Below are 26,762 nucleotides of genomic sequence, written 5' to 3'. Positions count from 1 at the left end.
GACATCCTCGCCAACGCCAACCCATCCGCGCCTGCTCTTCACGCAAAGCCTTCGCCAGCGTGATTACGAAACGCTTCTTGATCGCGAACATACTCGCTGAGCATTTCGAGCGACTTATGCCGACTATGCTCCTTCATCTTGAACAAATTGGCACCATGGCGGCCCGCCTCGGTCAGGAAGCCAGCGCGTAGCGAATGGCCTGAGAACAGTGCCGGATCATAGCCGGCCGCGGCTGCGCGCGCCTTGACCACCAGCGCCACGGTTTGCGGGCTGAGTGGCTTGTCGGTGAGGCGGCCGTGCGGAGTGAGGCGGCGGAAGACAGGCCCGTCGGTGATACCTGCGGCCTCCAGCCAGGCGCGATAGTGACGCACCGGCTCCATGCGACGGCCGTCGAGAACAGCGACGGTCTGCCCCCTGCCCTCCTGATCGCCTTTCGAAAACGGAATTGTCACCAGCAGCCCGCGTGGATCGTCGGCCACATCCGCGACATCGATCGCGACCAGCTCAGAGCGGCGGAACGCCCCCATCATGCCGATGCTGAGCAGCGCGCGATCGCGGTAGTCGATGAGGGTGGAGCCGGTGATATGGCGCACCATGTCACGCAGCACGTCGCTGTCGGCCGGCCGCTTCTTCGCCGGGCGATCGCTGCGTTTGGCGTTACGGATACCCCGCATCACGCGATCGAGCGCGGCCGCGCCGGCTTGTACGGTTGGCGGTTCGAGCTCAGCGGCGCGGTGAGCAAAGACGATCGCGGCCAGCCGCCGACCGATGGACGACTTGGATAACGGTCGCCCATTCGAATGGGCGCTACCGTCTCTGGCAAGTTCGCTTAGGAACGCAGCCGTGACAATGGGTGAAGCCGGGAGTGAGGCGTAGCCGCGTGTGTCGCACCAGGTCGTGAACAGTCGCCAGTCGGACCGATAGGCACGCAAGGTCGCATCCGCCGATGCGCGCGCCAGGAAATGGTCGACCCGGGCGCGGTCGCTCTGGTTAAGATCCGGTGCGAGATCGATTGACGCTGGCGACAGATCGATCGGCCCGATCGCGAGAAGCGCGCGGCGCTCCGCGGCATCATCATCGCCGATCATACTGGACCGTCATGCACAGGATCATAGAGAGTCACGTCCTTGTGCCATGACAGCGTGCCCTCCTGACGTAGCCAATGACCAAGCGGGCGCACTCGAGCCTTGTCACCAAAGGGAAAGATACCGGACTGGTGCTCGTAGATCGAGACGCTGGTCCAGCTTGCGAGGTGAGGTGTCGTCAGCGCTCGCTTCCCAAAGGCGATGGCACCGTCATCGCTGTCTTCGCGTTGATAGTGCTTCAGAAAAGTTCGCCCCGATCGTTCGCGGGGCCGGCCAAAGATGAAGTCGTAGCCATAGACAGTATCCCCCTGGCCATCGTTTGGTGGGCCGTCGATCTTCAGATGCTCGTCCTGCAGCTGGTAGCAGGTCAGGCACCGCTCCATGGCGATGACGTTACCGACACATTCCGGATACACACACTCGTCTCTGCTAACGTCAGTCGTCGTCTGGCAGACGACGCAGCTTAGCTCGGTCTCGCCGGGCACCTTGGCGGCAAACTGGGCTAGCTTTGGGAGATCCACCGCATAATCGTACGGCGTGGCCTCAAAGCAGGCAGGACAGAGATAGGCATGCTGCCTGGGATTGAAGCCGAAAAGGTCGATCGCCTCCGCGGGTGTGAGGAATTCGATGGCACAGGCCACCTGGCCGACAACGGCGCTGTAGACGTGGTCATCCAGGCCGAAGATGGCGAACTTGCTCTCCCCCTCCATCGCAAACAACCGGTCAGCCCATGATGTCTCCGCAAAAAGCGCGTTTGCCGCCATTAGGATGGTACGGGTGACCTCACCCGCAGTGAAGGTTACGCGCGGCGCCGAATGCATGATGCGGTTGCGGTCTTTGCGAACCGCGGTCCAGAAGGTGTTGAACGCCGGGTCCAGCGGCGGGTCCGCAACGCTGTTGTGCACGGCTACGAGCTTTGACGCCTCGAGGCTCGGCAGCTCGCCAAACGATGTTGCCCCCTTCGCCGCCTTCGGGCTCCAGTCGGCTGGATCGCCAAGGAGGAGGTATGGCGACACGCGCGCGATCCGGCCCTTGAGGCCGAGCTCCATCGCTTGCTGGATAAGGCTGTAGGCGTTCGACAGTGCAGGCTGCACACTTCGCCAATAGTCGTCGGTCGCCTCCGCATCCCCACTGGCACCAACTCCGATGGACCACGCGTCGTGCGCGTCCATGGTGATCTTCCATGCCAGGTAGAGCTGATTGACGCCGGCATCGTGAAATTCATCCGGCGTCGGCACGTCGATGATCACTGTTTCGGCTCCGTTCCGACCCATAATTTTGCCTGCCACCTTGCTAGCAGGAATCAGGCTTATCGCTAGTAACTATTGTGGCTGTCGGGATCGATGGCGGCTTGCGTTTACCCCCTCGCCTCTTCGCTATCATGGTGGCATATATAACTCCTAATGCCACCACACGCGGGCTTTGCCATATGACGCTACAAGTTAACATCACACCAAATGGTCGTATGAGCCTGCCGGTGGGCATTCGAAAGCGCCTAGGGCTTGAGGATGGCGGTGCGGTCCTTGTCGAAGAAACGCCGGACGGAGTTATCCTGCGCACCGTGGAGCAGGCGGTGGCAAAGGCGCAAGCAATCGCCAAGCGCTACGCACAACAGCCCGGCGCGTCGGTCGATGACTTTCTTGCCGTACGGCGCGAGGACAGCGGCGAATGACCCATGTCGTTCTCGATGTCTCGGCGATCCTCGCACTGTTGAAAGGCGAGCGCGGTGCCAGCAAGGTCGGCAGCGTGATTGCGGATGCCTCAGTGTGCGCGATCAATCAGGCGGAGGTCATCAGCCACTTTGTTCATCTAGGCGCGCCGCTTGACGACGTGCGGGCGATGCTGGCGGCCCTGCCCTATACCGTCGTCGCGGCGGATGATGCGCTCGCCTGGGATGCCGGTAACCTGCGCGCTGCCACCTCATCGGCCGGGTTGTCGCTGGGCGATCGCTTCTGCCTCGCTTTGGCCAAACGCCTCGGCGTCGCGGCGTACACCGCCGACAAAGCGTGGCGCGACATAGCAGGCGACGTGGCCGTGAAGATCGTGACTATCCGGTAGGTTGTGAGGTGCACACCGAACCGCCCCCATCTGCCGCACTTGAGGCGTGGCTCGATGCCAACGGGACGATCGAAGATCGCTACGGTCACCTCCTGCTCGAACAGATCAAGCCAATCGACAAGAGTCTGATCGACGCTCTTCGCCCGTATTTTGAGTCAGCTCATCTCGACGCGCGCGAACATTTTCATAAGCAGGTCGGCATCGACCTTCACCCGGACGCTGGGGCGGCGGGAGCCCATGCCTGCTATCCAGACTGCCTGCCGGCCGTCGCCCGGCGTGGCCTATTTGGCGAAGTAGTCGCCGGCTTGGTAACCCAGGCCTATGCAGAGGAACTCGTCGGCGAGCATCAGTGGTCGGTCCCGATCTTCCTTTTCCGCTTCCATGCCGATGTGGAGAGCTATCTGTGGGACCTTCGCTACGATCCATCCCGCAAGCGCCAGGTATTCGGTCGCTTCGGTTCCGACTTCGTCGGGGTACGGCTCGACGCGGCCGGGAACGTGGTCCGGGTCATCGTCGGGGAAGCAAAGTGGCGCGCCTCCCTTACCAACTCGGCCGTCGCCGCCCTCCTCCATGGCGAGAAGAACCTGAAAGATCCGACTACGGGCAAGAATGTCCACAACGGTCGTGGCATTTGGTTTGAGGTGAATCGGGATAGCGTCGTTCCGAAGGGCTTGCGTCAGCTGCAGCGCCTGCTGGAGCTGCGGGATCCCGTGAATCATGCGACCGCCATTGCGTCCATGGACGCCGCGATCACCGCGACCGTACCCACGCTTGCTCGGACGAACCTCGTTGTGATCGCCGGCAACGCCGCAGCGACCCGCAAGAAACTGAATGTGCTGATCCCGTGGAAGAAGCCGCCGGCAGACTACACCGCCCCGCATGACTTGCAGGTTGTCGAGTTGATCCTTGAAGGCGGTGAGGCGCTGATCGACGGGCTGTATACCTCTATGTGGAAGCCCTGACGCCATGTCCGAAGAGATGCGGCGTGCCGTCGCAGAGCAAGTTCGCACTTCGCTGGCCATCGAAAACGCGTTATCCCGCCCACAGGCTCGCGCCTTCGTGCGTTGCTTGCAGACGACCTGGCAGGTTCCCACGATCCATTGGTCGGCGCGTGAGTCTGAGAGTCAGCTGAGTGACGCGCGCCGTCTTCTTCATGCGGCGCACATTTTCCGCACAGTGGATGGGCCGACGTGCCCTGGCGCTATCGACTGCTATCGCCGCACGGGCGAACTGCTTGAGTGGTTGGCGCGGGCAGATGACGGCCTGCGCACGATCGTACCAATCGAATTGCTCGCGGCCGGTGCCTACCAACTTGGCGGTTTGCCGGCGATGGCAGCCGGCTTGCTCGCCCAGGTGCCGTCCGATCAGGATGGGGTCAGCCTGCTCGCTGCCTTCCTGCGCGCCGACTTCGACGATGTCATCGCGCGCGCCGCTAATTTCTGGAGCGAGCACCCACATCTCACCCAGCCTGACCAGGGAACGTTGCTCGCAACCGCGCTCCTCGAATCCGACGAAGCCGGCGAGGATGGCGATCGCGTCACCTGGTACTTCACCATCGAATTAGTTCGCACTGTCGGCCTCATCGCCGACTGCCTCCGCCGCGGTGACGATCCACGCCTGGATCGCGCAATGGCCAAGTTGCGCGCGCTCGACGAGATGGCAGCTCGGACCTTCAGCGACGATGCAGCGCTCGTTCTTTCCCTGATCCGGGATGTGGCCGATCGCTTCGTTGCCGCCTCCATCTACAAACCCCTGCGCGCATTAGCTGTGCTCCGGCCAGAGCGGCTTTCCAAGCTCACCGATTACGCGCGTGACCAATTCAGTCGCGGGCGCGGTATCCTTTGGACATCGCAGCTGCAGGGACTGGAACGGCTACTACGCGACGACTCCTTCGCGCTTTGCACGCCGACCGGATCAGGCAAGACGTTGGTGGCCAACATGGCGATCGTCAAAGAATTGCTCCTGCGTGCGGAGCCCGCAGCGATCGGACCGTTGGCGCTTTATATCGTTCCCTCTCGCGCGCTGGCGAACGAGGTCGAGGCGAAACTGACCTCGGAGCTTGGTCGAGAGTGCCTGATTACGGGTCTGTATGGTGGCGCCGACTGGGGCATCACGGATGCCTGGCTGACGACCGACCGTCCGGTGGTGCTTATCGCTACGGTCGAGAAGGCTGACGCGTTGATGCGCTATCTCGGGCCCATCCTCATAGCGCGCATCAAACTCCTCATTATTGACGAAGCCCATCAGGTCGTACCCGACGCTGACGAGTCCACCCGCGTAAGCTTCGCGGAGCATAGCAATCGGGCCATCCGGCTCGAGACGCTGGTTTCGCGTATCGTCGCGCGACAGCCGGAGGTCGTACGCATCGCGCTCACCGCCGTTGCAGGGGGGGGCCGCACAGCCCGTTGCGCGCTGGATCGAAGGCCGCGGGGATGCTCAGGCCGTTGGCGTCCGCTATCGCAGCACCCGCCAGGTTATCGGGGTGCTGGAGACCGCAACGAACGCATCAGGTCGTATCCTGCTCGACCTCATGAACGGCCGCCCGCTTTACCTCCGGGGCGAGGAAGACCCGGTGTATCTTCCCCTCCGCGTTGCACCGATGCCTCAGCTTCGCTCGCAGTGGCGCAACAGCCTCAATCGCTTCAACACGTTGAGCGTTTTGTGGACCGCCCTGCATCTCGTAGAGGAGGATCAGCGCATCCTGATCTCGGTCGCGCAAGAGCCCGAACAAACGATGCGCTGGTACAAAGAAGCGCTTGAGCTGCCAGCTTGGCAGGCGATCGTCAATTTTACGCCGCCCCGGGGCCGCCGTGGTGAGCGCTTTGACGAGGCGCGAGCCGCTTGTCAGGACTATTGTGGAGCCGATAGCTTCGAGCTTTTCCTGTTGGAACGGGGAATTGCCACCAGCCACGGTCAGATGCCGCAGCGTCTCCGTCGGTTGATGGTGGAGATGATCGATCAGCGTATTTGCCCGATAACGGTCGCGACGGCGACATTGACGGAGGGTGTGAATCTTCCGTTCGATCTCATATTTTTGACCTCACTGAAGCGCACATCGTGGGATCCAGTCGAGGAGGAGCAGATCATCGCTCCGCTTAGTACGGCGGAGTTTCGCAATCTTGCCGGACGCGCTGGGCGACCTGGTGCATCGCGAGGGATTGAAGGACTGACCCTGGTCGCTCTGCCCCGCCAAATTTCAACCACTGCCACTGCGAGCCGCCCCATACAGCGTCGTCAGCTGGCAACCTTGAGTACGGAATACGACCAGCTGCGTGATGCGCTTGTAATAGAAGAGCGTGATGCCGATAGTGTGCCCAGCCCCCTGGCGATGCTGCTGGAACTGATCTGGGATCGCGCGCATCGGCTGCTGCAGGTATCGCCAGACGACTTCCTCAACTGGCTCGAGGCGACGGCGCCCACGACCGTCAGCGCAGCAGCCGGCACTGGAGCGACCGACCCTCGTGCCCGACTTGCGGATGCCATGGATGAGCTTGATGGCTTGGCGTTGGCGGCCGTGGAGGAACTTCAGCAAAGCGATACTGCTGCAATGTCGCGCGCGCAGATCGAGGCACATCTGAAAAGCGTTTGGGAGCGCACGTTCAGCGCAACAGCAACCGCCCAAGAAGCATGGCTTGAACAAGCATTTATTCGTCGCGGTTCCGGCGTAGTCACCCAGCTCTACCCTGACCGTGCCGAACGCACTCGCCTCTACCAATTTGGCTTCACACCGGTGATTGGTCGCCGGTTCGAGGGAGTAGCGACCGCGATACTTGCGGAAATCAGCAAGGCGGTAAACTACGGGACCGCTAGTCCAGAAGAACGGATCGACGTGTTCGAGCGGATCGGCGATCTCATCAAGGACGATCGCGGCTACGGTTTCCGCGTCCGCCGGACCGATACCGATGAGCGTCTGCTTGACCGCTGGAATGACGTCCTTGGGTGGTGCCTCAACGAACCTGATGTAACACCCCCTGCCCCCGATCAACTGCGATCTTGGCAGCGTTTCGTCGCCGACAACCTCGAATACCGTCTTGGTATGGCGTTGGGAGCCGTCGTTGCGCAGGCTTGGTCGCTGGGGGCAGCCGATCCGTTAGCCATCCCTAGCTTGAGTGATTGGAAGGCTACGACCGGTCTTCCGTGGTTCGGCTTTTGGGCACGGGAACTCCTACGCTGGGGTACGCACGATCCATTCATCGCCTTCTGTCTATCTCAGGGTTTGGCGAAGACACGGGATGAAGGCGCGAACCGCCGCGCCGACTTTAATCGCTGGCTGACATCTGCTGAACCAGCCCTCGAACCGGACGCGTTCATCGATCCGCAGCGCTTCCTCGAGTGGCAGAGGTCACTCGCCAGGAAGGCCACCGAGGACAAGCCGACTGCGCAGTTTGACGCCGTGCTGACCGGCACCAACGGACAACGCGGGCACTATGCCGTGGTACCCGTACTGCGGGATAATGAGGTTGTTTGGATCGACCCAGCGGGCTTTGAGCTTGCGATCACTCCGTCGGCACATACACTTAGCCGAAAAGCACGCCGGAGCGACTACGCGCTCAACACCGGTTCGGCTAACCCCACCGTGTCACGGCGCTTTCGTCCGGCGTAGTCCCTCGCGGCGTTCCCTAAGAAGCCAAACTTAGCAAATCGACCCAGCCAGTCTTTTGGGCATACCTCTGAAAGACTGGAGCGCGCTCAGTCTCGTTTCCGTCAAACGACGTTCAAAAAGGACTGGACATAACAAGACCGTTCATCAAGCACTGAGGTACGTTCGTCCGGGCCTATCTCCGCGCATCGATCGCTGAACAGGACGCCAACCGCGCTCGCGCCGCGCTGGATGCGTTCGCCGCCTCACATGGCCTCCGGATCGCAGCGCGCTATGTCGAACACGAGAGCGGCACTCGCCTAGCCCGACCGGAGCTTTTTTGACTACCGGACGGGCTGGACAACGACATCGGTCTAGCGGCCCACTGGACCCAACGTGCGCCGCAAGAGCATTGACGAAGCGTGGCGTCCTGCGGGCGTGGCCCAGCCTTGCCGTGATCCTGCGTTGAGCGCCGCGCCTCGATGCAGACTGTGGGACTTACACGAAAAACTTGGTAGCGCTGCATCATGCCAAAGGTAATCATCGCCGATAACGTCAGGCTGCCTCTCGCCGAGCTTTTCGGCGGAAGGCTCAAACAGCGTCGCCTTGCTCACAACATGACGCAAGCCCAACTCGCCGAGCGGACCGGCAGCACGGCCGCCTACATTTCGCAGGTCGAGCGCGCACAGGCCAATCCGACGCTCGATCTCATGGCGAAGATTGCCGAAGTTCTCGACACCGATGTGTGGGATTTGCTTCGTCCGAACAACGACTAGGAACCTAATCACTCCGAATTAATCGCTTCTTGCATCCAAACACGGCGTTGTTCCTTTTACGCTGGCCTCCTAAATCCAATTGGGTAGCAATCGACTGCTTCGAGCAACCGGACAAAGCGGTATCTGGTCTATCGTATGGAGTGTCGGCGTGAGCGATGGTAAAGCGATGCGACGTCGCTTCGGTCTGAGGATCGCGGCGCTGGCAGATCGATCCGGGCTCTCTGTTGAAGTCCTGGCGGCGCGGGCGACACTTTCCGTGCAGCGCATCAAGGATATCATGGGCGCGACGTCAGACTGCGTGACGTTACGCGAGATGACGCTGCTTTCTAATATCCTCATCACCCCCGTCGCTGATCTTCTTGCTCCTTCTGACCCGGTCGGGATCGTACCGTTCGAGAAAGTTGAACAAGGTGGAGCGCGACACGCGTAGCTCCTGGGCGACATCGGTTGCCGTCGCCCCCGGTGACTCCAGCCTCGATTTGATCGCAGGCAGATCATCTGGGTCGAGAAGCCGTTTGCGCCCCCGCGACGCTGTCTCGGGATGTGTTTTTAACCCGTGCAAATAACGATGGTGCCCATCAAGGGCGCGGATCAGCGCGTGAAGCTTGTCGTCAGGTGCGGGTTCGATGACAACGCCCGCCGCTACGATCTCGAACGCGATGCCGCGGCGGAGCATCCGGTCGATAAGGCGGATCAACGTCGGGGTGGAAAGTGTGATACACGACAGATCATAAACCACGACCCTGTCGCCGGCCTCAAGTTGGAGACCGCTGCGTGCGAGCAGATCGCCCAGCTTGTTGAAGCTCTGACGGCCCGCAACGACGATGAGCGCCTCGGAGTTCATGGCGGCCTTCTGATCGTCGATCGTCGCCGATCCTTGGCATTCCGCGAGGAACGCGACGACTTTTCCCACCCCTGCCCTCCTCTCGATGAACGGCGCCAGCGCCACCGTGTGCCGGGCGCGAATTCTGTAGGTCAACCATAGGCTCCGAGCAACACGGTGCGCGTCGAAGACCGGCCTGACCACGCAACCGCCGGCACCCAGGAAGGCCGTTAAAGCGACTCTGCCGAATTTCCATCTTGCGTCATTTTCGTTTTAGAGTTTATTTGGACTGCACCAGATGGACGGAGCATCATGCTTCCAGCGGCACTCACAGCGAAGGCAATCCAGCTCTGCGCAGCCATGGTTGGACCCGCTCAGCCAATCTCGGCGGGGTCCTTTCCGGTTGCCGTGATCAGCGGCGCTACCTTGCTGCGAGAGCCGCAGAACCTCGCGGATGCGGAAGCGACGGTACGCGACCTTCTCGCCCTCAGGGCCGACTTCACCGCGGGTCCGCTCCAGATCGCGGGGCGCCATTTTACGACCTTCGGGGTCACTCCATCGACGGTGTTTGATCCATGCAGTCTCGCGCGTGTCGGCGATGGCGGCCGCGGATCGCCGCTCGCCGGTACCGAAAGCGTATCAGATGTGGTCAGCCTGCTTCGCAAGGCGTTCGGCGCCCGCGTCACCGATACGATCCGACCGGCGAATGCGACATATGGGGCCCGCTACAGCTGGCACAAAGTCGGACAAGCCGTCGACTTCGTGCCGGCTGGCGGCGTCGGGACGATCGATCGTTGCCGGATCCGGGCACTGATGGCCCAGCACGGCATCCGGATCATCGAGCTCCTTGGCCCAGGCGATCAAGGGCATTCCAATCACTGGCACGTCGCGTTCGCCCGCCCGGGACAGACCATAGACCGGACGCAGCACATCGAGGACGGCGAAGACTGGTTCTTGGACGTCGCGCGGAACGGTAGCGGGCAGCAACCCGCCGGAACCAGGCAGCTGGACGCGGTCCCCGAGGGGTCGGTTGCCGAGCCGAGACCTGCGGCGTGGGACGTCTTCGCGACGACCGGTCCTCGTTCGCTTCAAGGAGGTGGATGATGCTGGCACGGACTCTCAAGACGATCTCGCAGAGCGCAGCGGGCGTCGTGATCCCCCTTGCCGGCGTGTTGGCGATCGCGGTGCCACAGCCGGCACGCGCGTCCGACTGGGGTTGTCAGGTCGTTCTGTGTCTCGCGACACCGGGCTCGCCGACGACCTATCCCGCCTGTGTGCCACCAATTACGAAGCTCTGGCAGCATCTCGCGATCGGTGGCGTGTTCCCCAGCTGCATCGGCGTCGGCATCCGGACGCGTCAAACGAAACATGGCTACAGCCTCACCGTCTCTAAGTCAGATGGAACGACGGCACGCTACCAGCTCGACACGCGCTACCAGACGGTGACGTCCCAATGAGCTACGACGTACCGGTGTCAATCGGCGTCCAAAAAGGACCCCCTATCGGCGTGCAAAAGGGACCCCCTTCGTCGAGCAGCGTAACGGGTATGACGGGCGCACTGTTCGTGCTGGTTGCGGCGTAGGGCGGGCGTAGCCCGACCGGAGGCGCAACCAGCACGAAGCGTTCTCTGCCGGTGCCCCAGGCTTCAGCTTCGATGTTTGAAGCGCCAGCTGTCGTTGCCGGTTTCGACGATGTCGCAATGGTGGGTAATGCGGTCGAGCAGCGCGGTGGTCATCTTGGGGTCGCCAAAGACGGTCGGCCACTCACCAAAGGCCAGGTTGGTGGTGACGATGACCGAGGTCTTCTCGTAGAGCTTGCTGACGAGGTGGAAGAGCAGTTGACCGCCCGAGCGTGCAAACGGCAGGTAGCCAAGCTCGTCGAGCACCACGAGATCGAGGCGCGAAAGCTGGGCCGCCAGCGTGCCGGCCTTGCCGAGGCGCGTTTCCTCCTCGAGCCGGTTCACCAGGTCCACTGTGTTGAAGTAGCGTCCGCGGGCGCCGGCTCGTACCACATTGGCAGTGATGGCGGTGGCGAGATGCGTCTTGCCGGTACCCGTTCCACCGACCAGCACGACGTTGCGTTGGCCCGGAAGAAACGAGCCGCTGTACAGCGAGCGCACCAGTCCCTCGTTGATGGGAGTGTCGCCGAAGACGAAGGCGTCTAGGTCCTTCACCGCGGGTAACCTGGCGGCCGACATCCGGTAACGGACCGAGGCTGCATGGCGGTGCGTCGCCTCGGCACGCAGCAGGTCGGTCAGGACCTCCATGGTCGTGCGCTTGCGCTGGAGACCGGTAGTGACCGCCTCGTCGAAGGCGCCAGCCATGCCCTTCAGCCCCAACTCGGCCATGGCCGTCATCATCTCATGCCGCTGCATGGAGACCTCGCAGGCTGTCATAGCGGTTGCAGTCGGCACGGGGCGGATGGCGCAGCGCCAGATCTTCTGGCGTGACAATAGTCAGCGGTCGCGGCGGTTCGCGCCGGCGGGCCAGGATGTTGACGATGACGTCGTCGCTGGCGACGCCGGCCAGCAATGCTTCGCGCACGGCCACTTCTACCGCCTCCAGCCCGTCGTCGAGCACCGCTGCCAGCACCCGCACGAACCGCCGGTCGGCATCGTCGCCGGTGCCAAGCTTGCGCCGCAGTCGTGCCAGCGCAGGCGGCAACTCCCAGCCCTGGAACGGTGCGCCGTTGCGCAGGGCACCCGGCTTGGTCACCAGCACCGGCAGATAGTGCCACGGGTCGTAGATGGTCCGGTCGCGGCCGAAGAACCGGGGATGGTCGGCGACGACTTCACCGTCGCAGCGCACGACGATGCGGTCGGCATAGGCGCGGACCTGGACGGCACGTCGCACCACCCTGGCAGAAACGGAATAGCGGTTGCGGTCGAAGCTGATGAGGCATGTGCCGCTTACCGCATGCTCGCTCTCGTGGAAGCCGTCGAAGGGTGCGACAACAGGCTGGAGCACCGCCCGTTCTGCTGCCCATGCCTGGGCGACCGTCAGCTCCTTCTGCTCGGGATGCTGGTGCAACTCTGCCCAGCGCCGACACTCCGCCTCCAGCCAGCCGTTCAACTCCTCGAGGCCGGTAAATCGCAGGCGCGGCTGGAAGAAGCGACCGCGTGCGGTCTGCACCTGGTTCTCGACCTGACCTTTCTCCCAGCCCGACGCCGGCGAGCAGGCGGTCGGCTCGACCATGTAATGGTTGGCCATGACCAGGAAGCGACGGTTGAAGACCCGCTCCTTGCCGGTGAACACGCTCGTCACCGCCGTCTTCATGTTGTCGTAGATGCCGCGCGTCGGCACGCCTCCGAAGAAAGCAAACGCCCGTGCATGCGCGTCGAACAGCATCTCCTGTGTTTCGCGGGGATAGGCTCGCACATACATGGCCCGCGACGCGCACAGCCGCACATGCGCGACCTTCACGCGCATCGGCTTGCCCGAGATCTCCACGTCCTCGTGGTTCCAGTCGAACTGATACGCCTCGCCCGGTCGGAACAGCAGCGGGATGAACGCCGGCGCATTCATCACGTCGCGCCGCCGCGCTTGCCGCCAGCGGGCGGCATAGCGGCGCACCGCATCGTAAGACCCGTCGAACCCCTCGCGCAGCAGCAGGTCATGGATACGCGTGAGCCGCAGCTTCTCCCGCCGGGGCCGTGCCTCATCCTCCTCCAGCAACGCATCCAGTCGCGCCTGAAACGGCCCCAGCTTCGGCAGCGGCTGCACCTCTCGCCGATAACCCATGTCCGCTTCCGGCGCCCGGATCGCCTTGCGCACCACCTTGCGCGACAGGTGCAGGTCCCGCGCTATCGCCTTGATGGCCTTGCCCGACGCGTGCTCGCGCCGGATCCTCAACACCGTCTCCAATACCAGCATCCCGATCTCGCCGCCTGACACACCGCCAAGCGAACAGCCTAGAACACCAGGATGAGGGGTCCCTTTTCGACGCCGATCACCCCGCTAACGGGGTCCCTTTTCCACGCCGATCCACAACGTACCGGCCATCATCGCCTTGGCGAAAGCCTGCGCTCCCGAGATCGCGACCGAAGCGATCGTGCCGCTCGTCCTCACCGAGAGCGGCGGCGAGCCGTTGCAGATAAACGTGAACAAGGGTCCCCGTGTTCGCGCAAGAACAGTTCCGGAGGGAGCGGCGCTGGTACGCCGCTATATCGCGGCGGGCTACACGGTCGACGTCGGCCTCGCCCAGATCAACTCAGCAAATTTCACCCGTCTCGGCGTGACGATCGAGAGCGTGTTTGAGCCATGCAATAATCTTCGTCTTGCCTCGGTGATCCTGCAGCGCAGCTACGACACCGCCGCCCGGCATTATTCGGGGTTGGACGCGATCTCTGCGACGTACTCGATGTACAACACCGGGTCCCTCACCCGTGGTCTACGCAACGGCTATGCAGGCCGCGTCTGGTCAGCCGCGGTGAACCTGGGGTCCATTGAAACCGCTCCAGCCCTGCCAGGAGTTGACACTGCTGCGGCGACACGCGCGGCTTCGGCGGCACACCCAACGCTGACAGCCCAAGACCAATGGGTCGTCGGCCCGCTTTCGCCTACCACAGTCACGGTGTTCAAATGAGCGGCGCCAACAGCATCGTCCGGGACGACCGAATGCCTGTGGTTCCAGCCGAGCCGGCCGGCTTCGAGCTACCACCGGCCCTGGCCGGGCGATACGACGTTCGTGTCGTTGACGGTGCCGATGGCGAGCAGCGGATCGGTCTCTTCCGGCCCACTGATCGCGATGGACCCTCGATCGAGATCACGAACGATCGCATCGTTGCGCGAAGTGAGGACGCCGAGACGGTGGCCGCCCTCGTGACAATCGCGCAGCATAGCGGCTGGGATCGCATCGCGGTCGACGGGTCGCCGGAGTTTCGGCAGGCCGTTTGGGAGGCCGCGACCCGCGAAGGACTTAGGGTCAGTGGCTACGATCCCAGCTTCAACGAGCAAGAGCGCGTGGAGCAGGCCAGACGCGCATCGAAGGAGCGCCGCGAGCGCGACGCTCAGCAGGGAGCCGCTGCCCCGCCGCGCATTGACATTGTCGGCGAAACACATCCCAAGGCAGCGATGACTCCGCCGGAGGCGGATGGCCGCGGCGCGCTGCGCGACGATGACGGAAACGCGTTATCGAGCGGCGACCGAAAGCTCCTCCTCACGGTCAGCCGGCATATCGAGGACCGCAAAAGTCTCGATGCGCCCCTGCGTCCAGGCATGGATGCTTTCGATCGCGACGTTCGATCGGAGCGCCTCGATCATAATCGCGAGGCAGTAAACACGTCTCTGGAGCGCGCCCTCGAGAGCCCAACGCTGGCTGCGGCGTTCGAGCAGGTGGGATACGGGCCGGACCGGTTGCGCTCACTGGACATGGTCGACGAAAGCCATGGCGAAATCGCCGACGCGATCGCTCGCGTGCGATCGGGGATGCACCGCGAAACCCCTCATCTAGAGGCAAGCGAGCCACAGCGCGCCACCAGCGCCATTGCCGATGAACTAGAAGACGCCGCCCGCACGAAGCATTCGGCCGCCGGCAGCGGAACGCTGATCGACCGAGAGCCGACTGTCGGGGAACGTCAGGACCGCGACGCGAGTGCGAGACAGCGCGAGAGCGAAGAACTGGCGGAGATCTTTCTGAACGGGACCATCGATCGCGTCTCGGCCGATCCACGGCTCGCCGGCGCGCGCGAGGCACAGGCCGCGATGGAGCTCCATATCGGCGAGGTCTTCGGCGGTGATGCGGGCCGCATGGCAACCGCTAACCTCGAAAGCCGACAGATGATTTCGGACGTGCTGCGGCGGGGGTTCGAGGTTTCAGTGCGTGAGCCGACCCCGGTTCGACAGGTCGAGCCGATCCAGATCCGATCCGACATGGAGCGGTAGAGCTAGCGATGGAGACCCCTATGAAGTTTACGTCGAACATGGGCAGGCTGATGTCCGATCGTCGTGCCCGGCAACTGATCGGCGTCGCCGGCATGATTGCTCTCGCCGCGATCGCGCAGCCGGCACTTGCCCAGAGTAGCGGAACCGCAATCGAAGGCGGGCTCAACACCATCAAGGACTGGATGGTTACGGTTGCCGGCGTCGTCGGTGTGATCGCGGTCATGGCAGTCGGTTATGCGAAACTAACGGGCCGCATGGACTGGGGACGCGCCGTCACCGTGCTGATCGGCATTGGCATCATCTTCTCGGCGACGACGATCGTCGGCTGGATGAGCTCGGGTGGCTGAAGCCGACAAATTGGCGGAAGATAAGGTCTTCCTCGCCTTGACCAGGCCGTCGGTCTTCATGGGACTGCCGCTCGAGGCGATCATGCCGATCATCATGGTCTGCATGGTCCTGTGGGGGATCATGCATAACCCGTTCTATCCCCTGGCATTGTTCGGCGCGCTCTACTTCCCGGCGCGGATGGTCGTCCACTACGACTACAATGCCTTTCGGTTGTGGGGCCTTTGGTTCCAGACGGTTTTCCTGTCGAAGAACCGGAAGTTCTGGGGTGGCGGGAGCTATTCTCCCGTCCGCCTCGGGAAGGCCGTTAGACGCAAGCAGTTCGGCAATGACTGACACCCGGCTGCAGCACAAGCGCGTTGCCGTGCGCGAGACGGACGACGTCAAGTTCATCCCCTACACCCGGCACGTCGACGACACAGTCGTAGCCCTCGAAGACGGCTCGCTGATGCGACTATATCGCGTCGACGGACGGCCCTTCGAGACGAGCGATATCGCCGACCTCAACACCTGGCACACCAAGCTCAACATCACCTGGCGATCGATCGGTGACGATCGTGTCGCATTGTGGACGCATCTCGTTCGAACAGCGACCGATCCGGTCCTCGGCGGTGACTTCCATTCGGATTTCGCCCGGCGGCTGCAAGATCGCTACTCTGAGGCGTTGAGGGAGAAGGTCCTCTACCACAACGAGTTCTATGTTGCGGTCATCGTGCGGCCATCGAGCATGGCCGGCGACCAGGTAGCGCGCTTCTTTGGACGACGGAGTAGCCCCGACGAACTCGACACGCGCGCGTTGGCGATCATGGCGGACAAGTGCCGCGACTTTGAAACGCTGCTGGCGGACGCCGCCCCCGAGCCACTGTCACTCTATGAACATGACGGCATCCTGTTCTCGAAGCCCATGGAGGTGCTGCACTTCATTCTGACGGGCGACCGCATCCGCGTGCCCCTGCTGGATGGCCGTCTGGGACAGGCGCTGTACCAATCCCGCGTGGTGTTCGGCCGGGAAGCGGCCGAGATCCGGCTGCCGCACAAGTCGCATTATCTCGGGATGTTCGGCGTCCGCGAGTATGTCGCGAGCACGCGAACAGGGCAGTTCAACAGCCTGCTCAAGCTCGATTTCCCCTTTGTGCTGACGCAGAGCTTCGCCCCGCTGGTAAAACAGGCCGCTAGCGAGCGCTTTTCCAAGAAATACAAGCAGATGACGTCGTCGGATGATGCCGGCGTCAGCCAAGCGATCGAGCTTCTGGACGGCCAGGACGAACTCATGGCGAACAGGTTCGTCATGGGTGAGCATCACCTGTCGATCTCGGTAATCGACGACGATCCGAAACGGCTGCTCGAGCGGCTATCGATCGCGCGCTCGGCCGCGGCGGATACCGGGATGGTCATGGCGCGCGAAGATGTCGCGCTCGAGGCGGCGTTCTGGGCACAGCTGCCGGGCAATTTTCGAATGCGGGCACGTCCAGCGGTGATCAACAGTCGCAATTTTGCTGCGTTGAGCCCTTTCTACACGTTTCCTGCAGGACGCCGATCGGGCAACCATTGGGGTGAGGCGGTCACGCTGCTTAAGACGCGCGCCGGGTCGTCCTTCTGGTTCAACTTTCATCGCGCCGACATCGGGCACACGCTGATTATCGGCCCGACCGGTGCGGGGAAGACCGTGCTGCAGAACTTCCTTCAGGCGCAGCTCGAAAAGACCGGCGCACGGCAGATATTCTTCGACAAGGACCGCGGCGCCGAAATTTTTGTCCGAGCCTGTGGAGGCACCTACCTGACGTTGCGCAATGGCGAGCCAACCGGCTTTGCGCCGCTAAAGGGGTTGCCACCTACTGCGGAGAATATCGCCTTCCTCCGTCAATTCGTCCGCGTGCTAGTTCGTCGTGAGAACCGGCCACTCACGGTTGCCGAAGACCGTCTCATCGATGACGGCATCGACGCCGTCATGCGGCTTCCCTCATCCGCTCGCTCAATGGGCGCGCTGCGCGAGATGCTCGGCTACGCGGACGCCGAGGGGATCGGCGCCAGGCTCGAGCGGTGGTGCCAAGGCGGATCGCTAGGCTGGGCCTTTGACGGCCTGGTCGACGAGGTATCGTTGTCGGCACGGTTCGTCGGCTTCGACATGACGCAATTCCTCGAGAACCCGGAGATCCGCACGCCTACTATGCTCTACCTGTTTCACCGGGTGAACGAGCTGCTCGATGGACAGCGGGTCGTCGTCGATATCGACGAGTTTTGGAAAGCGCTGCAGGACGAAGCCTTTCGATCGTTCGCGCAGGACGGACTGAAGACCTTCCGCAAGCGCAACGCGTTCATGGTCTTCGGCACGCAGTCACCCGCGGACGCGCTGCGCTCTCCGATCGCCCATTCGATCATTGAGCAGACGGCGACCAAGATCCTCCTGCCCAACTCGGATGCGAAGCGTTCCGATTATTGCGACGGGCTGGGACTGACGGAAGCGGAGTTCCGGCTGATCCGCGAGGATCTGACGCCGGAGAGCCGCTGCTTTCTCGTCAAGCAGGGCCACACCTCCATCGTTGCCAAGCTCGACCTCGGCGGCATGCCAGATGAGCTGAAAGTCCTGTCCGGACGGGCAGAGACCCTGATCGCCATGGATGAAGCGATCGCCGTCGCCGGCGACCATCCAAACGACTGGCTGCCACTATTCTACGTTAACGAGAGGAAAAGCTGACATGCGGATCAAACGGACCTTGCTCGGCCTCGCAGCATCGGTCGGGGTGATCGGACTCGCCGCGCCCGTCGCGGCGCAGGGCATCCCGGTGTTCGACACGACGACGTATCTCCAAGCGTTGCAGACCGCCCGTCAAACCCTGACCATCGTCGACCAAGGAAGGCAGCAGATCCAGACGGCCGCCAACCAGTTACAGTCGCTGCAGAAGCTCACCAACATGAGCGAGATCGCCTCGACCCTGAACCTGCCTCAGGTGCGCAACCTCCTCCCCGACGCCAATACCGACGCAGCAACGTTGCTATCCGGCAACCTTTCGAGGCTGGGGCCGCTCGGCAACCTCGCCTCGAATATCCAGGCAAGGTACCGTCTTTCAGGAACCGGATCGTCCGACGCGGACGCAGCCTATGATCTGGCGTTGCGAAACGCCACGGGGGCCGCAGCGACGACCGCGGCACTCGGCGAAAACACCCTGAACGTGACCCAAGCACGGACCCAGGGCCTCGATCAGCTCCGCCAGCAATTGGCGAGCGCCCGCGATCCGAAGGATGTCATGGACCTGCAGGCGCGCATCGCGGTCGAACAGGCGCAGCTCCAGAACGATATGCTCAAGATGCAGGCGGTCCAGATGGCCCAAGCCGGTGCGGCAAATCTGGCCGCAAGTGCTGCGCTGGTATCCGCAGGCCGCAACGAGTCAGCGTTCTTCGAGGCCAACACGATCCGGAGGTAACATGCGTCGGTTCATTTCATTATGTGGGCTACTGACCGTCTGCGCGTGCCAACAGCAAGTCTCCATTCCCACCGCCAAGCAACTTATCGCCGATCGATCGCTGCTGACCGAGTGGCAGGGCAAATGTGACACTGGCGAATACAGCCAGCTTTCGCCGGCGCGAAAGGCCGAGTTCTGCGCGACCACGCAGGAGGCCACCATCTCCGTCGCACAGATGCAGGCGGGCAAGAAGGATTCGGATTTCTTCAAGGCGAACACGCTGAGGAAGTGATGCTCGTGCGGTGTCGGTTCGCAATATCAGGACGGGTTTAGCATGGCCGCTCCCAACATCATGACGTTGTTCACGACCATGTATGGGTACGTGGAGAGTGCCATTGCCGGTGCCGTCGCGACCTTCGGTTCGGGCCTTGTGAGCTTCGTCGCGGCGCCGCTTGCACTTGCGGCCACGATCTACTTCCTGTTGCTCGGCTTCGCTGTCCTGCGGGGTGCTATCCAGGCGCCACTCCGGGAGCTCGTGTTCCAAGCTGGAAAGGTCGGCTTCGCGCTCGCGGCGGCCAGCGCGGTCGGCTATACGACCTTTGTCGTCAACATCGCGACCGACCTGCCAGCCCAGATCATCGCGGCAGGGTCGGGGACGCCAGTCACCAATCCGGGCACGACGTTCGATACCTATGTTGCCGACACCGGCAAACTCGGTCAGCGAATGGTCGACGCGAATACAAAGGTCCAGGCGCAGGCTTCGCGCGGCCTGACTGACTTCCGGACGCCGCTCATTCAGCTGACGTGTTCATTGGTCACCTATATCTGCATCGCAATCCTATACGTCTTTGCGTTTCTGTCGGCGTCGATTGGTTTCTGCATCGTCATCTTCGCCACGCTGTCCGTTTCGATCTGCGTTGCGCTCGCGCCACTTGCTCTTGCCTGCTTACTGTTCAACTCCTCGCGGTGGCTGTTCGATGGCTGGTTGAAGCAGACCACCAACTTCGTTCTCCTGATGGTCATCATGGCGATCATGACGAAATTCATCACCGGCCTGCAGGAGGCCGCGATGGACGGCATCCTGGGTTCAATTGGCGACGGTACCATCTTTGTCACCACCGAGAATACGTATCTGACACTCAGCGCCGGGGTCATGGTCGTGGCGACGATCTCCTGCTCAGCGATCTATATCGTCGGCTCGATCTTCTTTTTTCAGTCCCCCGCCATCGCCTCGGGGATCGCCGGCGGCGCCTCGTCCAGCGGCCATGGCTTTCTGATGACGGGTGCGAACATGATGGCCAATCGCCTGATGTTCCGGCGCGCGACCCAGGCTGCCACTCCAGCCAATCGGGCGGCGAGCGGCGGTTCGATCAATCGCGCGGCATGACCATAGCGATGAGCATCGTCCAGATCGGATCCAGGCCGCTGGATCCAGCATCACCAGCATTGGAGATCGTATGAGAGGCTTAGCCCTGGTGGCGATCGGCACGATCGCGCTTAGCGGATGTGCCGGCGCGCAACTCAAGAAGCCGGCGGTCTGCGACGGCAAGCATCGACGGCCAGCGAACGCCTACGGCAGCGTTCTTCCGACGCTGCCGATCCCCGTGCCTGTATCGCAAGCGGCGGCACGATCAATGATCGCCCCGCCATCCGGCTCCGCGCCACCGCAACAGCCTGCGTCTGCCCCCGAGATCCCGACGCTACGAGGCTCGGGCACGCCTTCCTCATCGTCGGGCCGCGAGATCCTAGGTCCGGCGGCCAAGCCCCGCCTGTCAAACCGGATCGTCGCTCGATCCTACCTTCCATGCTGATCAGGGGGACGACGCCATGCCGGCGGTGAAGGCCGAGAAGAAGGACGAGTATTTTCAGACGTCACGGACCTGGGAATACGATCGCTTCCGCGCTGCCGCAGGACGCGAGAAGCTCGCTTGGATCATCGCGGCAGTCGCGGTGGTATTGGCGATTGTCGCGGTGGCCGCCGTCGCGATGCTGACCCCGCTCAAGACGGTTGATCCGTTCGTGATCCGCGTCGACCGATCCTCGGGTGAAACCCAGATCGTCACGGCCCTGAAGGGACCGCAGCCCCGCACCTACGATGAGGCGGTCAATCGCTACTTCATCGCGCAATACGTCCGGCTACGGGAGGGCTGGCTCAACGATGCAGCACGCGAAAATGCCTATGCCGTCATGCTGATGAGCGATCAGAACGAAGCACAGCGTTATCTGAACAGCGTCCAGTCAAGCAACAGGAATGCACCGTCCAATATTTATGGTGACAAAGGCTTCGTATCGATTTCGATCCGGTCGATCAGCTTCCTCAGCCAGACCGTCGCGCAGGTCCGCTATTCCAAGATCATTACCTACGGACAGAGCGCTCCCATCGCACAGAATTGGAACGCCATCCTGACCTTCAAATTCACGACAGCCCCCGAGCATGAGAAAGATCGCAACATCAATCCGCTCGGCTTCCAGGTCGTCAACTATCGCTCTGATCCGGAGGCGTGACATGAACGAGCCATCGAACTCCCGGGTGAACCCGGATCGTGTCGTCGTCCCGTTCCTTCCGGCGCTGCGTCGGAGGGTCGAGGAGCGGCTGTCGCCTTCGATGAGCAAGCTGACCGTGACGAAAGCGGGCGCGACGAGCCGGTTCTGGCGAGGGATTGGAAGGATATGGCATCGGCTAGTCGCCTTCTCAGCGGTCGGGCTCATCGCGTCGACGATGATCCCTCGTCCCGCGACCGCCTCTGAGGTCCCTCGCCCGGGGTCGAAGGACACCCGGTTGCGAGACGTCAATTACGATCCCGATCAGGTTGTCTCGATCGTCGGCAGTTTCCGCCATGCCATCGAGATCCGATTTGGACCCGGTGAGACGATCACGCAGGCGGCGCTCGGGGATACGGTATCGTGGCAGATCGCGCCGGTCGCCAACATCGTGTTCCTGAAGCCCCGGGAACGCGCCGGGCCCACCAATTTGATTGTCGTCACCAATGCGGCAGGCGTGGCTCGCACCTATCACTTCAATCTCTCGTTGGGGACGGCCGGCACGATGTACGGCGTCCGCTTTCGTTATCTGCGCGAGGAGCGCGCGGTCGCCGCTTTGCAGGCTCAGGTCGCAGAGGCGCAGGCCGCCAAGGCGATCGAGTCTGGTATTACCACAGCGGCGCTCGACCATGCCGTGATCGAGGGTCAGCGGAACCTGAACTATACGGTGCAGGGCGACGTGGCACTGCAGCCTAGCGAGGTATCGGACAACGGTGAGTTCACTGTTCTGCGATATCCGGGTCATGCCGACGTTCCGTCGATCTTCGCGGTCGACGTCGATGGTACCGAAACCATCGTTCCCTACGACGTGCGCGAGGATTTCGTCGTGATCCATGCGGTGTATCGGGAGTTGCGGCTCCGTCGCGGCACCGCCGTACTGTGCATCTTCAACGAGGCCCCTCCCCGCAACGTCCGGGGTGACCGGACCGGCACCGTGTCCAACGTCGTCGAGCGCAAGGTGAAGGACCAATAGCATGGCCGAGACCATCATCGATCGTGGCGGGTCGATCGGCCCCGAGCCGATCGCATCGCAACAGCCGGACACCATGGTGGCGCGTAGCGGCGGCTGGGGGAATATTGCCCTTCTGAGCGCTGGGATAGGGCTTGTCGGCGCAATTAGCGGCATAGCCATCGGGTACGGTGCCTTTCATCGACCGGTGAACGCGACCAACGCTGCCGCGCCTGCGAAAGCTAGCGATCGCAGCGTTGACGAGGTGATGGCCAATCCAAATGTCCAGCGCGCCGCGCTCGCCAATCAGCTCGGCCAACCTGGCGCTCCCGCAACCGATATCTTCGGTCGTCCCATCACGCCGGCGACACCGACGGTCGACGCGAGCGGCAATGCGAATCCTGCGGCGGGTGTCGTGGCGAACCAGGGTCCGACCGCAAGTGGCCAACAGACGCCCGCTCAGCGCCGCGCGGAACAGGCAAGGATCATGGCGGATGCAGCGCGCCGATCGCCGATCATGGCGTTCGGTGCGACGGGTCCGACCCCCGAAACATCCGGATCGGCAAATGACGCGACGAGAGCTTCGCAGGATCCCGGTGGGGTCCAAGATGGCAGCGACCTCCAGACCGGGCGGTCGATGGTCGCTCGTCGTGATGTCGGCGCGAGCGGCTTCAATGACCAAGGCGAAGGCACTGCAACGGCAAAGGGCGCTACGGACCTCGGCGACCAGCTGAGCCATTCCGGCATTCAGACGGTGCGCGCGACGATGGTGGGCGACCGCAGTCTCCTCCTCAGCGCCGGAACCGTCATCCCTTGCACGCTGCAGACGGCGATAAACTCGACGCAGGCGGGCTTTGTGTCATGCGTCATCAATCACGACGTCTTCTCGGAAAACGGCCGCATCGTGCTGCTCGACAAAGGCACGAAGGTGCTCGGCCAGTATGCAGGCGGGATCACGCAAGGTCAGGCGCGCCTTTTCGTTCTCTGGACCCGGGCACTCACCCCTCGCGGCGTCGCGATCAACCTTGGTTCGCCGGCGTCTGACAGTCTTGGGCGCGCGGGATTGCCGGGCGGGGTTGATACACAATTCTGGTCCCGCTTCGGCCTTGGCCTCGTTATTTCGGTCTTGGAGGACGCCTCCAACATCGCGAGCCGGGCGGTTCAAGGGGAAGGAACCTATTCGACGCAGGTTCCGGGCAACACCGCCAATACCGTTCTTCAACAGACGATGCAGATCAGGCCCGTCTTGAAGAAGAACCAAGGCGATACGGCGGCTATTTTCGTCGCGAAGGATTTTGACTTTCGGTCGGTCTACGAAGTGCGCCTGAGGCGCTGATATGGCGTCGGGTTCAGCCTCGCTGCTCTACGCTCATAACGCGGCGCCGATCATTCGCCATCTGGAGCGCGCCGACGTCACAGAACTCGTCATCAACGAGCCCGGCCTGATTGGACTGGAAACTCGCGCGGGTTGGGAGTGGCACGAGGAGCCTTCGCTCGACAGTTCGTCTTTGATGACGCTCTCGCGGCTCATCGCCGGCTGCACCAAACAGGATGTCAGCGCTGAGTATCCGATCGTATCATCGGTCCTTCCAGGCGGTGAACGAGCGCAGGTCGTCGTTCCACCCGCAGTCGAGCAAGGCTTCATCTCGATCACGGTACGCAAAGCATCCGGTGTCTCGATGGACCTCGACGATTTCGATCGGGCCGGTCTTTTCAGTGAGGTGCGTGCCAAAGGGCTTCACGAGGAGATCGATGCGGCGTTGCTCGCGCGGCGCGCGGCCGGTGATTGGAAGGCGTTCTTCCGACTGGCCGTGGAAGCGAAGAAGAACATTCTGATTTCCGGCGCCACAGGATCGGGCAAGACCAGCTTTTCGAAGGGGCTCATCAAGCTGATCCCCGACCATGAGCGGATCCTGACGATCGAGGATACGCGCGAGCTGGTCGTGCCGCAGCGCAACCGCGTCCACATGATGTACGCCAAGGACGGCAAGGGGCTGCAGAAGGTCGGGGCAAAAGAGTTGCTGGAGTCTGCCCTTCGCATGCGCCCTGATCGCATCCTCCTCCAGGAGCTGCGCGATGGAACGGCGTTCTTCTACCTAAGGAACGTCAACAGCGGTCATCCCGGATCGATCACCACCGTCCACGCCAATACGGCCGAGGGCGCGCTCGAGCAGCTCACGCTCCTGGTGAAGGAGTCGGACGGCGGAAGCGACCTCGACCGCCATGACATCAGAGCATTGCTGCGGTCGCTGGTGGACATCGTCGTGCAAATGGACCGGCTGCCCCCGCGAGACGGGCAGCCTGCGCGCTATCGCATGACGGAGGTGTGGTTCGATCCGGCGGGTAAGCCGCGAGACTGAGGAGGGTCGCGCGTGAGCGGCAAGTGGGTCCGGAGCAGCGAAGGGTCGCAACCCGGCGCAATCATCTTTCTAACGGTGATCGGCCTTGCGTTCAGCGCGGCGATCGGAGCCGTCGCAGTCCTCTGCCGCGCGCATCTTCTCAGTGCCAAGACACCGTGGCTGAAGGTCCCGGCGGCCCTGTGGTCGATGCGTGCCTATCCGATCATCTACAAGCCGTTCATCGTCGGTTTCGGGATCGGACTGGTGCTCACCGGATTTCTGATCGCGTCTTCGCTCTTCCGGCGGCAGACCCTCCATGGCGAGGCGCGCTGGGCGCGGCCGGGCGAGGTTCGCAAGGGCAAGCTGCTCGGCAAGGCAGGCATCGTCCTGGGCAAGTTCGGCGGAAAGGTGATGCGCTTCGACGGATCCGAGCACGTGCTGCTCGAGGCTCCGACCAGGGCTGGCAAGGGCGTTGGCGTCATCATTCCCAACCTGCTCGACTGGCCCGACTCCCTAGTAGTTCTCGATATTAAGCAGGAGAATTGGGACAACACGGCCGGCTATCGCCTGAAGGAGCTGGGCCAGCGTGTCGTCCTGTTCAACCCGCTTGATCCATCCGGACGGACGGCTCGCTACAATCCGCTCAGTTATATCGATCGTCGCAATCCGGTCGAGGTGATCAACGAACTGCAGAAAATCGCGGTCATGCTGTTCCCCGATCCGCTGACCGGCGACAAGTTCTGGGCCGAGGGGGCACGTACGGCGTTTCTTGGCGTCACGGCCTATATCGCTGCGACGGCCGACGATGGCGAAGACGCGCTCCCCTTCACGTTCGGTGAAGTCTACCGGCAGTTCGCAGCTGGCGACGCGCAGCGACGGTTCCCGAAGATCATCGAGCAGCGCAAAGCGACCGGGAAGCCGCTGTCTGGGGGCTGCGAATCTGCCATCCGTGATTACACGTCGTCGTCGGCGAACACGTTCACGGGGCTTCGTCAGTCGGTGACGGCCAAGGTCAATGCGTGGCTGAACCCCTATGTCGATGCCGCCACTTCGGAAAGCGACTTCGATCTGCGCGACTTCCGAGATGAGCGTATCTCGCTGTATCTCGGTGTCTCGCCCGACGACCTCGATCGCGCCGCGCCGATCTACGGCTTGCTGTTCCAGCAGCTCGTCGACCTGAATGTGCGCGAACTGCCAAAGGGAGATCGGCACCGGGTGAAGGTGCTTCTCGCGCTCGACGAATTCGCCAGCCTCGGCAAGTGCTCCGTCCTGGCGAACGCCTTCAGCTACGTCGCCGGCTATGGTCTCCGGCTGCTTCCGGCCTTCCAATCGATCGAGCAGATCCAAGGCGTCTACGGCGACAAGGTGGCGGCCGACATCGAACGCAATTGTGCCGTGCGGCTCATCCTCCGCCCGGCAGGGCTGTCCGATGCGAAGAATATCTCCGAGCAGCTTGGCACGTACACGTTCAAATCACGATCGCGCTCGATAGGGACCTGGGGAGGCGGGGGTGGCTCCACGTCGCTGTCCGATCAGCGCCGCCCGTTGATGCTTCCCCAGGAGGTTGAAATGTTGCCAGAGGACGATCTCATTGTCTTTCGGCGTGGCATGTATGCGACCTATGGCAAGAAGGTTCGATACTATGCCGAGAAGAAGCTCGCGGCACGCACACGGATCGCGCCACCTGCCATGCCGATGATCCGGCTCGATCCCGCGGTGGCCCGCAATAGCTTGAGGGTCATTCAGGCAAGCGAGTCCGGCGCGGAGGACGCTGCTGCGATTGCCGCTTCCGGCCTCGCGTCGCCGAATTCAACCCATGGGAGCTCTGATCAACGGCGTACCTTGCTCAGTCGTACCGCCGTGGACGCAGCCTTGGCTGTGCCTCCAAGCGCACGAACAAAGGAGCTGTTCGATCATCTGATCGCACTCAACATTCGGGTCGCTTAGTTTCTCGGCAATCGCCGATGGCCAGATAATTAGACCC

General features: G+C 62.6%; 25 protein-coding genes and 1 pseudogene. 21 read left to right on the top strand and 5 right to left on the bottom strand.

The annotated features are described in order from the left end of the window. Positions 1–38: 38 nt before the first annotated feature. Positions 39–1,088: a site-specific integrase gene (locus GGQ89_RS13690; protein WP_076718536.1), complete on the bottom strand. Its 1,050-nt coding sequence runs from the start codon at positions 1,086–1,088 to the stop codon at positions 39–41. Continuing rightward, complete coding sequence (locus tag GGQ89_RS13685) at positions 1,085–2,335, bottom strand: hypothetical protein (protein ID WP_184106156.1); 1,251 nt, start codon at positions 2,333–2,335, stop codon at positions 1,085–1,087. The genes GGQ89_RS13690 and GGQ89_RS13685 overlap by 4 nt, the downstream gene beginning before the upstream one ends. A 179-nt stretch (positions 2,336–2,514) precedes the next feature. Between GGQ89_RS13685 and GGQ89_RS13680 the strand changes: the two genes are divergently transcribed. The 6 genes and pseudogenes from GGQ89_RS13680 (at position 2,515) to GGQ89_RS13655 (ending at position 8,498) form a co-directional block, all read left to right on the top strand. Then, positions 2,515–2,757: an AbrB/MazE/SpoVT family DNA-binding domain-containing protein gene (locus GGQ89_RS13680; RefSeq protein WP_043061471.1), complete on the top strand. Its 243-nt coding sequence runs from the start codon at positions 2,515–2,517 to the stop codon at positions 2,755–2,757. Next, on the top strand, positions 2,754–3,143 hold the full coding sequence (locus GGQ89_RS13675; RefSeq protein WP_043061472.1) for a type II toxin-antitoxin system VapC family toxin: 390 nt from the start codon (positions 2,754–2,756) through the stop codon (positions 3,141–3,143). Before GGQ89_RS13680 ends, GGQ89_RS13675 begins: the two co-directional genes overlap by 4 nt. An 8-nt stretch (positions 3,144–3,151) precedes the next feature. Further along, positions 3,152–4,105, top strand: a complete 954-nt coding sequence (locus GGQ89_RS13670; protein WP_043061473.1) for a hypothetical protein — start codon at positions 3,152–3,154, stop codon at positions 4,103–4,105. Between the two features lie 4 nt (positions 4,106–4,109). Then, positions 4,110–5,903, top strand: a complete 1,794-nt coding sequence (locus GGQ89_RS20065) for a DEAD/DEAH box helicase (RefSeq protein ID WP_232479914.1) — start codon at positions 4,110–4,112, stop codon at positions 5,901–5,903. 2,025 nt (positions 5,904–7,928) lie between these two features. Then, positions 7,929–8,066: pseudogene (locus tag GGQ89_RS20060) on the top strand (recombinase family protein); the annotation flags it as partial. Between the two features lie 183 nt (positions 8,067–8,249). After that, a complete protein-coding gene (locus tag GGQ89_RS13655; RefSeq protein WP_043061479.1) occupies positions 8,250–8,498 on the top strand; it encodes a helix-turn-helix domain-containing protein in 249 nt (82 codons plus the stop codon). 304 nt (positions 8,499–8,802) lie between these two features. Here GGQ89_RS13655 and GGQ89_RS13650 read toward each other — a convergent pair whose 3' ends face one another. Then, the gene (locus GGQ89_RS13650; protein WP_240456340.1) at positions 8,803–9,477 is read right to left on the bottom strand and encodes a Hin recombinase; all 675 of its coding nucleotides are present in this window, start codon (positions 9,475–9,477) and stop codon (positions 8,803–8,805) included. Positions 9,478–9,729: 252 nt separating this feature from the next. Between GGQ89_RS13650 and GGQ89_RS13645 the strand changes: the two genes are divergently transcribed. Both GGQ89_RS13645 and GGQ89_RS13640 read left to right on the top strand, forming a co-directional pair. Further along, a complete protein-coding gene (locus GGQ89_RS13645) occupies positions 9,730–10,425 on the top strand; it encodes a muramidase (RefSeq protein WP_052814290.1) in 696 nt (231 codons plus the stop codon). Then, a complete protein-coding gene (locus GGQ89_RS13640; protein WP_043061496.1) occupies positions 10,425–10,778 on the top strand; it encodes a hypothetical protein in 354 nt (117 codons plus the stop codon). The genes GGQ89_RS13645 and GGQ89_RS13640 overlap by 1 nt, the downstream gene beginning before the upstream one ends. A gap of 188 nt (positions 10,779–10,966) precedes the next feature. On the opposite strand, the gene istB is transcribed toward GGQ89_RS13640, so the two are convergent. Together istB and istA are read right to left on the bottom strand one after the other, a co-directional pair. Next, positions 10,967–11,695, bottom strand: coding sequence for an IS21-like element helper ATPase IstB (gene istB, locus GGQ89_RS13635; protein ID WP_062127353.1), 729 nt, complete (start codon positions 11,693–11,695; stop codon positions 10,967–10,969). After that, on the bottom strand, positions 11,682–13,193 hold the full coding sequence (istA, locus tag GGQ89_RS13630) for an IS21 family transposase (RefSeq protein WP_184106155.1): 1,512 nt from the start codon (positions 13,191–13,193) through the stop codon (positions 11,682–11,684). The genes istB and istA overlap by 14 nt, the downstream gene beginning before the upstream one ends. Before the next feature lie 136 nt (positions 13,194–13,329). On the opposite strand from istA, the gene GGQ89_RS13625 reads away from it, so the two are divergent. From GGQ89_RS13625 to GGQ89_RS13565, 13 genes are all read left to right on the top strand, one after another. After that, positions 13,330–13,905: a lytic transglycosylase domain-containing protein gene (locus GGQ89_RS13625; RefSeq protein ID WP_221238965.1), complete on the top strand. Its 576-nt coding sequence runs from the start codon at positions 13,330–13,332 to the stop codon at positions 13,903–13,905. Next, positions 13,902–15,203, top strand: a complete 1,302-nt coding sequence (locus GGQ89_RS13620) for an LPD7 domain-containing protein (protein ID WP_061780302.1) — start codon at positions 13,902–13,904, stop codon at positions 15,201–15,203. The genes GGQ89_RS13625 and GGQ89_RS13620 overlap by 4 nt, the downstream gene beginning before the upstream one ends. Before the next feature lie 20 nt (positions 15,204–15,223). Continuing rightward, complete coding sequence (locus GGQ89_RS13615) at positions 15,224–15,550, top strand: TrbC/VirB2 family protein (protein WP_052814291.1); 327 nt, start codon at positions 15,224–15,226, stop codon at positions 15,548–15,550. Beyond that, positions 15,543–15,884, top strand: a complete 342-nt coding sequence (locus GGQ89_RS13610; protein WP_082049400.1) for a VirB3 family type IV secretion system protein — start codon at positions 15,543–15,545, stop codon at positions 15,882–15,884. Before GGQ89_RS13615 ends, GGQ89_RS13610 begins: the two co-directional genes overlap by 8 nt. Beyond that, entirely contained in the window at positions 15,877–18,243 is a 2,367-nt protein-coding gene (locus GGQ89_RS13605) for a VirB4 family type IV secretion/conjugal transfer ATPase (protein WP_043061483.1), read from the top strand. Before GGQ89_RS13610 ends, GGQ89_RS13605 begins: the two co-directional genes overlap by 8 nt. Before the next feature lies 1 nt (position 18,244). Beyond that, positions 18,245–18,970 carry a TrbJ/VirB5 family protein gene (locus GGQ89_RS13600; protein WP_043061484.1) on the top strand — a complete coding sequence of 242 codons (726 nt, stop codon included), beginning with the start codon at positions 18,245–18,247 and terminating at the stop codon, positions 18,968–18,970. A 1-nt stretch (position 18,971) separates the two neighbouring features. Then, the gene (locus tag GGQ89_RS13595; protein WP_043061485.1) at positions 18,972–19,241 is read left to right on the top strand and encodes a hypothetical protein; all 270 of its coding nucleotides are present in this window, start codon (positions 18,972–18,974) and stop codon (positions 19,239–19,241) included. 42 nt (positions 19,242–19,283) lie between these two features. Next, positions 19,284–20,336, top strand: coding sequence for a TrbL/VirB6 family protein (locus tag GGQ89_RS13590; RefSeq protein WP_240456342.1), 1,053 nt, complete (start codon positions 19,284–19,286; stop codon positions 20,334–20,336). 440 nt (positions 20,337–20,776) lie between these two features. Beyond that, positions 20,777–21,454: a VirB8 family type IV secretion system protein gene (locus tag GGQ89_RS13585; protein ID WP_043061486.1), complete on the top strand. Its 678-nt coding sequence runs from the start codon at positions 20,777–20,779 to the stop codon at positions 21,452–21,454. A 1-nt stretch (position 21,455) separates the two neighbouring features. Further along, on the top strand, positions 21,456–22,463 hold the full coding sequence (locus tag GGQ89_RS13580) for a TrbG/VirB9 family P-type conjugative transfer protein (protein ID WP_052814292.1): 1,008 nt from the start codon (positions 21,456–21,458) through the stop codon (positions 22,461–22,463). A gap of 1 nt (position 22,464) precedes the next feature. After that, positions 22,465–23,775 (top strand): type IV secretion system protein VirB10, encoded by a 1,311-nt coding sequence (gene virB10 / locus GGQ89_RS13575; protein ID WP_061780303.1) that lies wholly within the window; start codon positions 22,465–22,467, stop codon positions 23,773–23,775. A gap of 1 nt (position 23,776) precedes the next feature. Continuing rightward, complete coding sequence (virB11, locus tag GGQ89_RS13570; protein WP_043061310.1) at positions 23,777–24,799, top strand: P-type DNA transfer ATPase VirB11; 1,023 nt, start codon at positions 23,777–23,779, stop codon at positions 24,797–24,799. A 12-nt stretch (positions 24,800–24,811) separates the two neighbouring features. Continuing rightward, positions 24,812–26,725: a type IV secretory system conjugative DNA transfer family protein gene (locus GGQ89_RS13565; RefSeq protein WP_061780304.1), complete on the top strand. Its 1,914-nt coding sequence runs from the start codon at positions 24,812–24,814 to the stop codon at positions 26,723–26,725. Positions 26,726–26,762 lie beyond the last annotated feature (37 nt).

Origin of the sequence: Sphingomonas yabuuchiae, assembly GCF_014199595.1 — a bacterium.
GTDB classification, from domain to species: domain Bacteria; phylum Pseudomonadota; class Alphaproteobacteria; order Sphingomonadales; family Sphingomonadaceae; genus Sphingomonas; species Sphingomonas yabuuchiae.
This window is presented reverse-complemented; position numbering and strand designations above follow the sequence as displayed.